This is a genomic window from Salmonella sp. SA15303, assembly GCF_029962125.1.
GTDB lineage: Bacteria > Pseudomonadota > Gammaproteobacteria > Enterobacterales > Enterobacteriaceae > Salmonella > Salmonella enterica.
This window is the reverse complement of the sequence record NZ_CP123924.1, coordinates 2960361-2974710: the sequence shown is the minus strand read 5'-3', so window position 1 is coordinate 2974710 and position 14350 is coordinate 2960361. Positions and strand designations below refer to the sequence as shown.

Annotated in this window: 11 protein-coding genes; 10 read left to right on the top strand and 1 reads right to left on the bottom strand. The window is 55.2% G+C overall.

Annotation, left to right across the window (positions count from 1 at the left end; translation table 11 throughout):
* The first annotated feature begins 25 nt into the window (after positions 1 to 25).
* The 6 genes from msbA to QEN31_RS14695 all read left to right on the top strand — a co-directional run bounded on the left by msbA (position 26) and on the right by QEN31_RS14695 (position 6105).
* A complete protein-coding gene (msbA, locus tag QEN31_RS14720) occupies positions 26 to 1774 on the top strand; it encodes a lipid A ABC transporter ATP-binding protein/permease MsbA (RefSeq protein ID WP_000551246.1) in 1749 nt (582 codons plus the stop codon).
* Positions 1771 to 2748, top strand: coding sequence for a tetraacyldisaccharide 4'-kinase (gene lpxK, locus QEN31_RS14715; protein WP_000561681.1), 978 nt, complete (start codon positions 1771 to 1773; stop codon positions 2746 to 2748). Before msbA ends, lpxK begins: the two co-directional genes overlap by 4 nt.
* A gap of 43 nt (positions 2749 to 2791) precedes the next feature.
* A complete protein-coding gene (locus tag QEN31_RS14710; RefSeq protein ID WP_000056911.1) occupies positions 2792 to 4024 on the top strand; it encodes a winged helix-turn-helix domain-containing protein in 1233 nt (410 codons plus the stop codon).
* Positions 4025 to 4075: 51 nt separating this feature from the next.
* Positions 4076 to 4258 carry a protein YcaR gene (gene ycaR / locus QEN31_RS14705; RefSeq protein ID WP_000350061.1) on the top strand — a complete coding sequence of 61 codons (183 nt, stop codon included), beginning with the start codon at positions 4076 to 4078 and terminating at the stop codon, positions 4256 to 4258.
* Positions 4255 to 5001 (top strand): 3-deoxy-manno-octulosonate cytidylyltransferase, encoded by a 747-nt coding sequence (kdsB, locus tag QEN31_RS14700; protein WP_000011576.1) that lies wholly within the window; start codon positions 4255 to 4257, stop codon positions 4999 to 5001. Before ycaR ends, kdsB begins: the two co-directional genes overlap by 4 nt.
* 210 nt (positions 5002 to 5211) lie before the next feature.
* The gene (locus QEN31_RS14695; protein ID WP_000436889.1) at positions 5212 to 6105 is read left to right on the top strand and encodes a YcbJ family phosphotransferase; all 894 of its coding nucleotides are present in this window, start codon (positions 5212 to 5214) and stop codon (positions 6103 to 6105) included.
* On the opposite strand, the gene elyC is transcribed toward QEN31_RS14695, so the two are convergent.
* Entirely contained in the window at positions 6085 to 6861 is a 777-nt protein-coding gene (gene elyC, locus QEN31_RS14690) for an envelope biogenesis factor ElyC (protein WP_000899554.1), read from the bottom strand. The two genes, QEN31_RS14695 and elyC, sit on opposite strands and share 21 nt — an antisense overlap.
* A 135-nt stretch (positions 6862 to 6996) precedes the next feature.
* Here elyC and cmoM point away from each other — a divergent pair, with 135 nt between their 5' ends.
* The 4 genes from cmoM to mukB are packed head-to-tail and all read left to right on the top strand — an operon-like array spanning position 6997 to position 14266.
* Positions 6997 to 7800 (top strand): tRNA uridine 5-oxyacetic acid(34) methyltransferase CmoM, encoded by an 804-nt coding sequence (cmoM, locus tag QEN31_RS14685; protein WP_001154025.1) that lies wholly within the window; start codon positions 6997 to 6999, stop codon positions 7798 to 7800.
* Positions 7793 to 9115, top strand: coding sequence for a chromosome partition protein MukF (gene mukF, locus QEN31_RS14680; protein ID WP_001288828.1), 1323 nt, complete (start codon positions 7793 to 7795; stop codon positions 9113 to 9115). The genes cmoM and mukF overlap by 8 nt, the downstream gene beginning before the upstream one ends.
* On the top strand, positions 9096 to 9800 hold the full coding sequence (gene mukE, locus QEN31_RS14675; RefSeq protein WP_000060025.1) for a chromosome partition protein MukE: 705 nt from the start codon (positions 9096 to 9098) through the stop codon (positions 9798 to 9800). The genes mukF and mukE overlap by 20 nt, the downstream gene beginning before the upstream one ends.
* Positions 9800 to 14266, top strand: coding sequence for a chromosome partition protein MukB (gene mukB / locus QEN31_RS14670; RefSeq protein ID WP_000572753.1), 4467 nt, complete (start codon positions 9800 to 9802; stop codon positions 14264 to 14266). The genes mukE and mukB overlap by 1 nt, the downstream gene beginning before the upstream one ends.
* The last annotated feature ends 84 nt before the right edge of the window (positions 14267 to 14350 follow it).

Sequence of the window (14350 nt, the reverse complement as noted above, 5' to 3'; positions counted from 1 at the left end):
ATTTCAACAAATGCTGGTTTTTTGAATGCATAACGATAAAGATCTCTCTACGTGGCAGACCTTCCGCCGACTGTGGCCAACCATAGCGCCTTTTAAAGCAGGTCTGATCGTGGCGGGCATAGCGTTAATTCTCAACGCAGCCAGCGATACCTTCATGCTATCGCTCCTCAAGCCATTACTGGATGATGGTTTCGGTAAAACGGATCGCTCAGTGTTGCTGTGGATGCCGCTGGTGGTTATTGGGCTGATGATATTACGAGGCATCACTAGCTATATCTCCAGCTACTGTATTTCATGGGTGTCAGGCAAGGTGGTAATGACCATGCGCCGTCGCCTGTTTGGCCATATGATGGGAATGCCCGTCGCCTTCTTTGATAAACAGTCTACCGGTACGCTGCTGTCGCGTATTACATACGATTCAGAACAGGTTGCCTCTTCTTCATCTGGCGCGCTGATTACCGTGGTGCGTGAAGGGGCATCGATCATCGGATTGTTTATCATGATGTTCTATTACAGCTGGCAGTTGTCGATCATCCTGGTTGTTTTAGCGCCGATTGTGTCGATTGCGATTCGCGTTGTCTCAAAGCGGTTCCGCAGCATCAGTAAAAATATGCAGAACACGATGGGACAAGTGACTACCAGCGCTGAACAAATGCTGAAAGGACACAAAGAGGTACTGATTTTTGGCGGTCAGGAAGTCGAAACTAAACGCTTTGATAAAGTCAGCAATAAGATGCGACTGCAAGGCATGAAAATGGTCTCTGCCTCGTCAATTTCCGATCCTATCATTCAGCTCATTGCCTCGCTGGCGCTGGCGTTTGTCCTCTATGCTGCGAGCTTCCCAAGCGTAATGGATAGCCTGACGGCAGGGACCATCACCGTGGTGTTCTCCTCCATGATCGCGCTGATGCGTCCATTAAAATCGCTGACAAACGTTAACGCGCAGTTCCAGCGTGGGATGGCGGCTTGTCAAACGTTGTTTGCGATTCTGGATAGCGAACAGGAGAAAGATGAAGGTAAACGTGTCATTGACCGCGCGACCGGCGATCTCGAATTCCGCAATGTGACGTTTACTTACCCGGGCCGTGAAGTGCCGGCATTGCGTAACATCAATTTGAAAATTCCTGCCGGGAAAACCGTGGCGCTGGTGGGGCGTTCCGGATCGGGTAAATCAACTATCGCCAGTCTGATCACCCGTTTCTACGATATTGATGAAGGGCACATCCTGATGGATGGTCACGATCTACGCGAATACACTCTGGCCTCTCTACGTAATCAGGTGGCGCTGGTTTCGCAAAACGTGCATCTGTTTAACGACACGGTCGCCAATAACATTGCTTATGCCCGGACGGAAGAATACAGCCGCGAGCAGATTGAAGAGGCGGCGCGCATGGCCTATGCCATGGACTTTATCAATAAGATGGATAATGGCCTGGATACCATCATCGGCGAAAACGGCGTACTGCTTTCCGGCGGTCAGCGCCAGCGTATCGCGATCGCCCGCGCCTTACTGCGCGACAGCCCGATTCTGATCCTTGATGAAGCTACGTCCGCGCTGGATACCGAATCTGAACGTGCGATTCAGGCAGCGTTGGATGAGCTGCAGAAAAACCGTACCTCTCTGGTGATTGCGCACCGTCTCTCCACCATCGAACAGGCGGATGAGATCGTTGTAGTCGAAGACGGTATTATCGTTGAGCGCGGCACTCATAGCGAGCTGCTGGCGCAACACGGCGTTTACGCCCAGCTACATAAGATGCAATTTGGCCAATGATTGCGCGTATCTGGTCGGGTGAATCCCCGCTATGGCGGTTACTGCTGCCGCTCTCCTGGCTGTATGGCCTGGTGAGCGGGGCGATTCGTCTGAGCTATAAGCTTGGTTTTAAACGCGCCTGGCGAGCGCCGGTACCGGTGGTTGTGGTAGGGAATCTTACGGCTGGCGGTAACGGTAAAACCCCCGTAGTCATTTGGCTGGTGGAAAAGCTGCAACAGCGTGGCGTGCGCGTGGGGGTCGTTTCCCGCGGCTACGGCGGGAAAGCTGCCGCTTATCCGCTGCTCCTGACGCCGGAGACGACAACCGCAGAAGCGGGAGATGAACCGGTATTGATTTATCAACGGACCGGCGCGCCTGTCGCGGTAGCGCCTGAACGCGCCGCGGCGGTGAAAGCGATTCTGGCAGCGCATAATGTGCAGATTATTATCACCGACGATGGGTTGCAGCATTACCGACTCGCGCGAGATATTGAAATTGTGGTGATTGACGGCGTGCGCCGTTTTGGCAACGGCTGGTGGCTTCCTGCCGGTCCTATGCGCGAACGCGCCAGTCGCCTGAAAACCGTAGACGCCGCTATCGTGAATGGCGGCGTCGCCCGGGCGGGCGAAATCCCCATGCAGCTAGCGCCTGGACTGGCGGTGAACTTACGTACGGGAGCGCGTTGCGATGTGGCGCAACTGAGCAATATTGTGGCGATGGCGGGCATCGGTCATCCGCCGCGCTTTTTCGCCACGCTGGAAGCCTGTGGCGCGCATCCGCAAAAGTGCGTCCCGCTGGCCGATCATCAAACGCTCGCCCCTGCTGACGTTCAGGCGTTGGTCGGTGAAGGGCAGACCCTGGTAATGACGGAAAAAGACGCGGTGAAATGCCGTGCTTTTGCCGAAGATAACTGGTGGTTCTTACCGGTTGATGCGCGTTTGTCCGGTGAGCAGCCTGATAAGTTGCTTCAACATATCACCTCGCTGGTTCGCTAGCGTCCCCCAATGCAGCGGCAGTGATGAATTTATGGAGTCATGAATGTCATTGCCGTACCTTTCTCTTTCCCAGGCCCGTTGTCTTCACCTTGCTGCGCAGGGGCTATTGAAAAAGCCGCGCCGTAACGCGCTGCCTGGCGATGTTCTTGCCGCCATCTCACGCATGGCGTTGCTGCAAATTGATACCATCAATGTTGTCGCACGTAGCCCCTATCTGGTGCTGTTTAGCCGTCTCGGCTCGTACCCGCAGGCCTGGCTGGATGAGGCGCTGCGACGCGGCGAGTTAATGGAATACTGGGCGCATGAGGCCTGTTTCTTACCACGCCGTGACTTTAAACTTATCCGCCATCGTATGCTGTCGCCGGAAAAGATGGGCTGGAAATATCACGCGGCATGGATGCATGAGCACGCGGAAGAAATAGAACAGCTGGTGCGGCATATTCAGGAGCACGGTCCGGTGCGTTCTGCCGATTTTGAACATGCGCAGAAAGGTGCCAGCGGCTGGTGGGAATGGAAACCACATAAACGCCACCTTGAGGGTTTATTTACCGCCGGAAAAGTCATGGTTGTTGAGCGGCGTAATTTTCAACGTGTATATGATTTAACGCCCCGTGTGATGCCGCACTGGGATGATGAACGCGATGGACTGTCACAGTCGCAGGCGGAAAACCTGATGCTGGATAATAGCGCGCGCAGTCTGGGGATTTTCCGTGAACAGTGGCTGGCGGATTACTACCGCCTGAAACGTCCTGACCTGAAGGGATGGCGGGAGAGCCGGGCGGAACAGCAGCAGATTATTCCGGTCGAGGTGGAAACGTTGGGGCGGATGTGGCTTCATGCCGATCTTCTTTCGCAGCTGGAACCGGCGCTGAATAACGCCTTAAAGGCGACCCATAGCGCAGTACTGTCGCCTTTCGATCCTGTGGTATGGGATCGCAAGCGGGCAACGCAGCTTTTCGGATTTAACTATCGGCTGGAATGTTATACGCCTGCGGCGAAGCGCCAGTACGGTTATTTTGTGCTGCCGCTATTATACCTGGGCCGTTTAGTCGGGCGAATGGATGCCAAAATGCACCGTAAAACGGGGGTGCTTGAGGTTATCTCGCTGTATCTGGAGGACGATATTCGCCCTGGCGTTAGTCTGCAAAAAGGAATCTGGCAGGCGATTAGCGCGTTTGCTGCCTGGCAACGGGCATCGCGCGTGACGCTGGGACAATGTCCGCCAGGCCTGTTTAGCACCATGCGTCATGGCTGGGAAATAGACCCTGCACCCTAACCGATTATGTTAATATTGAAGGATTCACAATCCGGTCCATCTGGAGGAACTATGGATCATCGTCTGCTTGAAATCATCGCCTGCCCGGTATGTAACGGCAAACTCTGGTATAACCAGGAACAGCAAGAATTAATTTGCAAACTGGACAATCTCGCTTTCCCGTTACGCGACGGCATTCCTGTATTGCTGGAAAATGAAGCTCGCGCCCTGACATCTGATGAGAGTAAATCATGAGTTTCGTCGTCATCATTCCGGCCCGTTTTTCATCTACCCGACTGCCAGGCAAACCATTAGTGGATATTAATGGTAAGCCCATGATTGTTCATGTCCTGGAGCGGGCGCGCGAATCTGGCGCGGAACGCATTATTGTCGCGACCGATCATGAAGACGTGGCTCGTGCGGTAGAAGCGGCTGGCGGCGAAGTGTGCATGACGCGCGCCGATCACCAGTCCGGCACCGAACGGTTGGCGGAAGTGGTAGAGAAGTGCGGATTCAGCGACGATACCGTTATTGTGAACGTTCAGGGCGATGAGCCGATGATCCCGGCGGTTATTATTCGCCAGGTCGCGGAAAATCTGGCACAGCGCCAGGTTGGCATGGCGACGCTGGCGGTGCCGATTCACAGCGCCGAAGAAGCGTTTAACCCGAATGCGGTAAAAGTCGTGCTGGATGCTGAAGGCTATGCGCTCTACTTTTCCCGAGCGACGATTCCCTGGGATCGCGACCGCTTTGCAAAAAGTCTGGAAACGGTAGGGGATACTTGCCTGCGTCACCTGGGCATTTATGGCTATCGCGCGGGTTTTATCCGCCGTTACGTGAGCTGGCAACCCAGCCCGCTGGAACATATTGAAATGCTGGAGCAACTCCGTGTGCTGTGGTACGGCGAAAAAATTCATGTCGCCGTCGCCAAAGCGGTGCCCGGTACGGGCGTAGACACCGCCGACGACCTGGAGCGCGTACGCGCTGAAATGCGTTAACATGATCCTGTTCATGATCGTCTTAGACGGTCATGAACAGCGCGGTATGGTAGCGCAAAGATGAATACTCACGTCTGCTCATCAGTGGCGGCTTTCTCGTACCGTTACGATTTTCCTCATTTTTCTTTTCTTCCCTTGATCTGATACGGGTGACATCTGTCCATACGACGCTCATTATTAAAGCAGTAGCACTAATGGGGGTAATCTGGAATGGAACAGTTGCGGGCCGAACTCAGTCATTTGTTGGGTGAAAAACTTAGCCGTATAGAGTGCGTGAATGAGAAAGCGGATTCCGCATTGTGGTCATTATATGACAGCCAGGGAATTCCGATGCCGCTGATGGCACGAAGTTTTACCACTCCCGGCGTTGCGCAGCAACTGGCATGGAAAACCTCAATGCTGGCGCGTAGCGGTACGGTGAGGATGCCGGTAATCTATGGCGTATTGACGCATGAAGAGCATCCTGGTCCGGATGTGCTGTTGCTGGAACGGCTGCGCGGTGTGCCGGTCGAGGCGCCGGCGCGCACTCCGGAACGCTGGGAACAGCTAAAAGATCAGATTGTCGAAGGATTGTTAGCCTGGCATCGGCAGGATAGCCGCGGTTGCGTTGGCGCCGTAGACCATACTCAGGAGAATATCTGGCCTTCCTGGTATCGTCAGCGGGTGGAGGTGCTGTGGACGACGCTAAATCAGTTCAGCAATACCGGCCTGACGATGCAGGACAGACGCATTCTGTTTCGTACCAGAGAATGTCTTCCTTCGTTATTTGAAGGGTTTAACGATAACTGCGTACTGGTGCATGGCAACTTCTGCCTGCGCAGTATGCTTAAAGACGCCCGTAGCGATCAGCTTCTGGCGATGGTCGGCCCCGGGCTGATGCTGTGGGCGCCGAGAGAGTTCGAACTGTTTCGCCTGATGGATAATCCATTGGCGGAGGGATTGCTTTGGCATTATCTGCAACGCGCGCCAGTGGCGGAGTCCTTCATCTGGCGGCGTTGGCTCTATGTGCTGTGGGACGAGGTTGCGCAATTGGTCAATACCGGACGTTTTAACCGTACCAATTTTGATCTGGCGGCGAAATCATTACTCCCCTGGCTTGCCTGATATGCCTTTCAGCCATTGCCAAAGTCGCCCTAATGTTTCATACCCAGCGCGATCGCTGTGCATCAGCCAGACCGGGGACGGAATTGCCCGCTCCCAGGGATTGAGCGGCGAATCGATCGCCAACTGATTCGCCGGCGCGGGAAGCGGATTCAGCCCGGCATGCTGAAAGAAAATCATCGCACGCGGCAAATGCGAGGCGGAGGTTACCAACAGGAAAGGGGCGTCGCCGATGGCCTGCTTAACGGCGGCGGCTTCTTCTTCCGTATCTTTTGGTTTATCCAGCGTAATAATATCGCTACGCGGTACGCCCAGCGACTGCGCCACCCGCGCACCGACCTCCGCCGTGCTTACCGTATTGGTTTTTGCTACGCCGCCGGTAAAAATCAGCCTGGCTCCCGGATTCGCGCGCCACAGCCGAATGCCTTCCGCCAGCCGCGGCAAGCTGTTGTTAATTAAATTAGAGCTCGGCGCCCACTGCGGGTTCCAGGTATAGCCGCCGCCGAGAACCACAATATATTCCACCTTTTGCGGACCCTGCCAGGTAGGGTAGCGGTTTTCTATCGGACGCAGCAGATGGTCAGAGACGGGTTGCAGGCTTAATAGCAATAGCGCCAGCCAACCTACGCTGATAAATACTTTTCCGGTCTTCTGAAAGCGGCTAAACCAGAGCAGCGCCAGGCCGACGCCAATGATTAGCAACATCAGCGGAAGCGGCAATAACATACCGCCAATCACTTTCTTTAGCGTAAAAAGCATCCTTTTTGGTTCCTTTTTTAACCATATAGCGGAGGATTAACGGTGATATTACACCAGACAGGTTCATTCTGGCCGCGGCTGTGACAAAATAGCGGTTTTATCAGATAACGCCTGAGCCAGCCTGTGGAGAGTCCGATGCAGGATCGCAATTTTGATGACATTGCTGAAAAGTTTTCCCGTAACATTTACGGCACGACCAAAGGACAACTGCGGCAAGCCATTCTGTGGCAAGACCTGGATCGCGTGCTGGAGGAGATTGGCGGGCGGAAACTGCGGGTGCTGGATGCCGGCGGCGGCGAAGGGCAAACGGCGATTAAGATGGCGGAACGCGGCCATCAGGTGACGTTATGCGATCTGTCTGGCGAAATGATCGCCCGCGCGCGGCAGGCGGCCGAGGCAAAAGGTGTGAGCAAAGACATGCATTTTATACAATGCCCGGCTCAGGACGTCGCTTCGCATTTGGAAAGCCCGGTTGATCTGATATTGTTTCATGCTGTGCTGGAGTGGGTAGCCGATCCTGTCGGCGTATTAGAAACGCTCTGGTCAGTATTGCGCCCTGGCGGCGCGCTGTCGTTGATGTTCTATAACGCTAACGGTTTGCTGATGCACAATATGGTGGCGGGTAATTTTGACTACGTGCAGGCGGGGATGCCTAAACGCAAGAAGCGCACGCTGTCGCCTGACTACCCGCGCGACCCCGCGCAGGTGTACCAGTGGCTGGAGGCGATTGGCTGGCAGATTACCGGTAAAACCGGCGTGCGTGTGTTTCATGATTATCTGCGTGAAAAACACCAGCAGCGTGACTGTTATGAGACCCTGGTCGAACTGGAAACGCGTTATTGCCGCCAGGAGCCGTATATTAGCCTTGGGCGCTACATTCATGTCACCGCGATTAAAAGCCCGGCGCTAGCCGCAGATGCAAGGATAACCTATGAGTGAATTTTCCCAGACAGTCCCCGAACTGGTTGCCTGGGCCAGAAAAAACGACTTTTCCATCTCGCTGCCGGTAGACAGACTTTCCTTTCTGCTGGCGGTCGCCACGTTGAACGGCGAACGCCTTGACGGCGAGATGAGTGAAGGCGAGCTGGTGGATGCATTCCGCCATGTGAGTGATGCGTTTGAGCAAACCAGCGAAACCATCGGCGTGCGCGCGAACAACGCGATTAACGATATGGTGCGTCAACGTCTGCTGAACCGCTTTACCAGCGAGCAGGCGGAAGGCAATGCGATTTACCGATTAACCCCGCTCGGGATTGGCATCACCGATTACTACATTCGTCAACGCGAATTCTCTACGCTGCGTCTTTCTATGCAGTTGTCGATTGTGGCCGGCGAATTGAAGCGCGCGGCGGATGCGGCAGCGGAGGGTGGCGATGAGTTCCACTGGCATCGCAATGTTTACGCGCCATTGAAATATTCGGTGGCGGAGATTTTCGACAGTATCGATCTCACCCAGCGCATCATGGATGAACAGCAGCAGCAGGTGAAAGACGATATCGCACAACTGCTGAATAAAGACTGGCGGGCGGCGATTTCCAGCTGTGAACTGCTGCTTTCCGAAACGTCCGGTACGCTGCGCGAGTTGCAGGATACGCTGGAGGCGGCGGGCGATAAGCTGCAGGCTAACCTGCTGCGCATTCAGGATGCCACGATGACGCACGACGATCTGCATTTTGTCGACAGGCTGGTGTTTGACTTACAAAGTAAACTCGACCGCATTATCAGTTGGGGTCAGCAGTCTATTGATTTATGGATCGGCTACGATCGTCACGTGCATAAATTTATCCGTACCGCGATCGATATGGATAAAAACCGTGTCTTCGCCCAGCGGTTGCGCCAGTCCGTGCAGACTTATTTTGACGATCCCTGGGCGCTAACCTACGCGAATGCCGATCGTCTGCTGGATATGCGCGATGAAGAGATGGCGTTGCGTGACGATGAAGTCACCGGGGAGTTGCCGCCGGATCTGGAATATGAAGAGTTTAACGAGATCCGCGAGCAGTTAGCGGCCATCATTGAAGAACAGCTGGCTATCTACAAAACCAGACAAACGCCACTGGATCTTGGGCTGGTGGTGCGCGAGTATCTGGCGCAATACCCGCGCGCGCGTCATTTCGACGTGGCGCGTATTGTTATCGATCAAGCGGTACGTCTTGGCGTAGCGCAAGCAGATTTCACCGGACTGCCAGCCAAATGGCAGCCGATTAATGATTACGGAGCCAAGGTACAGGCGCATGTCATTGACAAATATTGAACAAGTGATGCCGGTTAAGCTGGCGCAGGCGCTGGCGAATCCGTTATTTCCGGCGCTGGATAGCGCATTACGTTCGGGCCGCCACATCGGGCTGGACGAACTGGATAATCATGCCTTTCTGATGGATTTTCAGGAATACCTGGAAGAGTTTTACGCGCGTTATAACGTGGAGTTGATTCGCGCGCCGGAGGGGTTCTTCTACCTGCGTCCGCGTTCTACCACGCTTATTCCGCGCTCGGTGTTATCCGAACTGGATATGATGGTCGGTAAAATTCTCTGCTACCTCTATCTTAGCCCGGAGCGTCTGGCCAACGAAGGGATCTTTACTCAGCAGGAGTTGTACGACGAGCTGCTTACCCTTGCGGACGAAGCCAAACTGCTAAAGCTGGTGAATAACCGCTCGACGGGATCTGACGTTGATCGTCAGAAACTGCAGGAAAAGGTGCGTTCTTCTTTAAACCGCCTGCGTCGTTTGGGCATGGTATGGTTTATGGGCCACGACAGCAGCAAATTCCGCATTACCGAATCGGTCTTCCGCTTTGGCGCGGATGTCCGTGCCGGCGACGATCCTCGCGAGGCGCAGCGTCGTCTCATCCGCGACGGGGAAGCGATGCCCATTGAAAACCATCTGCAACTTAATGATGAGACCGAAGAGAGTCAGCCGGACAGTGGAGAGGAAGAATAATGATTGAACGCGGTAAATTTCGCTCGCTAACGCTGATTAACTGGAACGGTTTTTTTGCCCGCACTTTTGACCTGGATGAACTGGTCACGACGTTATCCGGGGGCAACGGCGCCGGGAAATCCACGACGATGGCGGCGTTCGTCACGGCGCTGATCCCGGATCTCACATTACTGCACTTTCGTAACACCACGGAAGCCGGCGCCACCAGCGGTTCGCGCGATAAAGGTCTGCACGGTAAGCTGAAGGCGGGTGTCTGTTACTCCATGCTCGACACCATTAATTCCCGTCATCAGCGGGTGGTGGTCGGCGTGCGTCTGCAGCAGGTCGCTGGGCGCGATCGCAAAGTGGACATCAAACCGTTCGCTATTCAGGGGCTGCCGATGTCGGTACAGCCGACACAACTGGTGACGGAGACATTAAACGAACGTCAGGCGCGCGTACTGTCGCTTGCTGAGCTGAAAGACAAGCTTGACGAGATGGAAGGCGTGCAGTTTAAGCAGTTTAACTCCATCACCGATTATCATTCGCTGATGTTTGACTTAGGGATTATCGCCCGTCGTCTGCGCTCCGCTTCCGATCGTAGTAAATTCTATCGTTTGATAGAGGCCTCGCTGTACGGCGGGATCTCCAGCGCCATTACCCGATCGCTACGCGATTATTTATTGCCGGAAAACAGCGGCGTGCGCAAGGCATTCCAGGATATGGAAGCGGCGCTGCGCGAGAACCGACTCACGCTGGAAGCGATTCGTGTTACCCAATCCGATCGCGATCTGTTTAAGCATTTGATCAGCGAAGCCACCGATTATGTGGCGGCAGATTATATGCGCCACGCCAATGAGCGTCGGGTTCACCTTGATCAGGCGTTGGCGTTTCGACGCGAACTGTACACATCGCGCAAGCAGCTGGCGGCGGAGCAGTACAAGCACGTCGATATGGCCCGTGAGTTGGGCGAACATAACGGTGCCGAAGGTTCTCTTGAGGCGGATTACCAGGCGGCGAGCGATCACCTGAATCTGGTGCAAACCGCGCTGCGTCAGCAGGAAAAAATTGAACGCTATGAAGCGGATCTTGAAGAGCTGCAGATTCGACTCGAAGAGCAAAACGAAGTGGTGGCGGAAGCCGCCGAAATGCAGGACGAAAATGAAGCGCGTGCCGAAGCCGCCGAGCTGGAAGTCGATGAACTCAAAAGCCAGCTTGCGGATTACCAGCAGGCGCTGGATGTACAGCAAACGCGCGCGATTCAGTATAACCAGGCGATATCAGCGCTTTCCCGCGCTAAAGAACTTTGCCATCTACCGGATCTAACGCCGGAAAGCGCCGCCGAATGGCTGGATACTTTCCAGGCAAAAGAACAGGAAGCTACGGAAAAACTGCTGTCGTTGGAACAAAAAATGAGCGTGGCGCAAACCGCGCACAGTCAGTTTGAGCAGGCTTATCAGCTGGTAGCGGCGATCAACGGCCCGCTGGCGCGTAGCGAAGCCTGGGACGTGGCGCGCGAGCTGTTACGGGACGGCGTGAACCAGCGTCATCTGGCGGAACAGGTACAGCCGCTGCGGATGCGCCTGAGCGAACTGGAACAGCGGCTGCGCGAGCAGCAAGAGGCGGAACGTCTGCTGGCGGAGTTCTGTAAGCGACAGGGCAAAAATTTTGATATTGACGAACTGGAAGCGCTGCATCAGGAGCTGGAAGCCCGCATCGCGTCCTTGTCTGATAGCGTGTCGTCAGCCAGCGAACAGCGTATGGCCTTGCGTCAGGAACAGGAACAGCTTCAGTCGCGTATTCAACATCTGATGCGGCGTGCGCCCGTCTGGCTGGCGGCGCAGAATAGCCTGAACCAGCTTAGCGAACAGTGCGGCGAGGAGTTTACGTCCAGCCAGGAAGTGACCGAATACCTGCAACAGCTGCTGGAGCGTGAGCGCGAAGCCATTGTCGAACGCGACGAAGTGGGCGCGCGTAAAAATGCGGTTGATGAAGAGATCGAACGTTTAAGCCAGCCGGGCGGCGCGGAAGATCAGCGTTTGAATGCGCTGGCGGAGCGTTTTGGCGGGGTACTGCTGTCGGAAATCTACGATGATGTCAGTCTTGAAGATGCGCCGTACTTTTCCGCACTGTATGGCCCGTCGCGCCATGCGATCGTCGTACCGGATTTATCGCAAATAGCCGAACAGCTTGAAGGTCTGACCGACTGCCCGGAAGATCTGTACTTGATCGAAGGCGATCCGCAGTCTTTTGATGACAGCGTATTCAGCGTTGACGAGCTGGAAAAGGCGGTGGTCGTGAAAATTGCCGACCGTCAGTGGCGTTATTCGCGTTTCCCGTCGCTGCCTATTTTTGGCCGCGCGGCGCGTGAGAACCGTATTGAGAGTCTCCATGCGGAACGGGAAGTGCTTTCCGAGCGCTTTGCCACGCTCTCGTTTGACGTGCAGAAAACCCAGCGTTTGCACCAGGCGTTCAGCCGTTTTATCGGCAGCCACCTTTCCGTTGCCTTTGAGGATGATCCGGAAGCGGAAATTCGCCGACTGAACGGGCGTCGCGTCGAGCTGGAACGCGCGTTGGCGACGCATGAAAGCGACAACCAGCAGCAGCGCCTTCAGTTTGAGCAGGCGAAAGAGGGCGTTTCCGCGCTTAACCGTTTGCTGCCGCGGCTGAATTTATTGGCCGATGAAACGCTGGCCGATCGGGTCGATGAAATTCAGGAACGGTTGGATGAGGCGCAGGAAGCGGCGCGATTTGTGCAGCAATATGGCAACCAGTTAGCCAAACTGGAGCCGGTGGTTTCCGTTCTGCAAAGCGATCCGGAACAGTTTGAGCAGTTAAAAGAAGACTATGCCTGGTCGCAGCAAATGCAGCGTGACGCGCGCCAGCAGGCTTTTGCGCTGGCTGAAGTCGTCGAACGTCGGGCGCATTTCAGCTATTCCGACTCGGCGGAAATGCTGAGCGGCAACAGCGATCTCAATGAAAAGCTGCGCCAGCGGCTGGAGCAGGCGGAAGCCGAGCGTACCCGCGCCCGCGAAGCGCTGCGCAGCCATGCCGCGCAGTTAAGTCAGTACAGCCAGGTCCTGGCCTCGCTAAAAAGCTCTTACGACACGAAAAAAGAGCTGCTTAACGATTTGCAGCGCGAATTACAGGATATTGGCGTTCGCGCCGACAGCGGGGCGGAAGAGCGCGCCCGCCAGCGTCGCGATGAACTGCACGCTCAGTTGAGCAATAACCGTTCGCGTCGCAATCAGCTTGAGAAAGCGCTCACCTTCTGCGAAGCGGAGATGGAGAACCTGACCCGTAAGCTGCGCAAGCTGGAGCGCGATTATCATGAAATGCGCGAGCAGGTCGTGACCGCGAAAGCCGGCTGGTGCGCAGTCATGCGGATGGTGAAAGACAATGGCGTGGAGCGCCGTCTGCACCGTCGTGAGTTGGCTTATCTGTCGGCGGATGAACTGCGCTCCATGTCGGATAAGGCGTTGGGCGCGCTGCGCCTCGCCGTTGCGGATAACGAACATCTGCGCGACGTATTGCGTCTGTCGGAAGATCCGAAACGCCCGGAACGTAAAATCCAGTTCTTTGTGGCCGTTTACCAGCATCTGCGCGAACGTATTCGTCAGGATATTATTCGTACCGACGATCCGGTTGAAGCCATTGAACAAATGGAGATTGAGCTGAGCCGTCTGACGGAAGAGCTGACATCGCGTGAGCAAAAGCTGGCGATCAGTTCCCGCAGCGTGGCAAACATTATCCGCAAGACAATCCAGCGTGAGCAGAACCGTATCCGTATGCTGAACCAGGGTTTGCAAAGCGTCTCGTTTGGCCAGGTGAATAGCGTGCGGTTAAACGTCAACGTGCGTGAAACGCATGCCACCTTGCTGGATGTGCTTTCAGAACAGCAGGAGCAGCATCAGGATCTGTTTAACAGCAATCGTCTGACCTTCTCCGAAGCGCTGGCGAAACTGTACCAGCGCCTGAATCCGCAGATCGATATGGGGCAACGCACGCCGCAGACCATCGGCGAGGAGCTGCTGGACTACCGTAACTATCTGGAAATGGAAGTTGAAGTTAACCGTGGGTCCGACGGCTGGCTGCGTGCGGAATCCGGCGCGCTATCAACGGGGGAAGCTATCGGGACCGGGATGTCAATTCTGGTGATGGTGGTGCAAAGCTGGGAAGACGAAGCGCGCAGACTGCGCGGGAAAGATATTTCGCCATGTCGCCTGCTGTTCCTCGATGAAGCGGCGCGTCTGGATGCGCGCTCTATCGCCACGCTGTTTGAACTATGCGAACGTTTGCAGATGCAGCTCATCATCGCCGCGCCGGAAAACATCAGTCCGGAGAAGGGCACGACCTATAAACTGGTGCGTAAAGTGTTTCAGAATACTGAGCATGTTCATGTTGTCGGGCTGCGTGGCTTTGCGCCGCAGCTTCCGGAAACGCTTCCCGGTACGCAAACGGAAGATACGCCTTCAGAAGCGAGTTAAATACGGCAGAAACGATGACGTGCCTGATGGCGCCTCGTTTATCAGGCAAGGCCGGATAAGTCGGTTACGCCGCCATCCGGCACA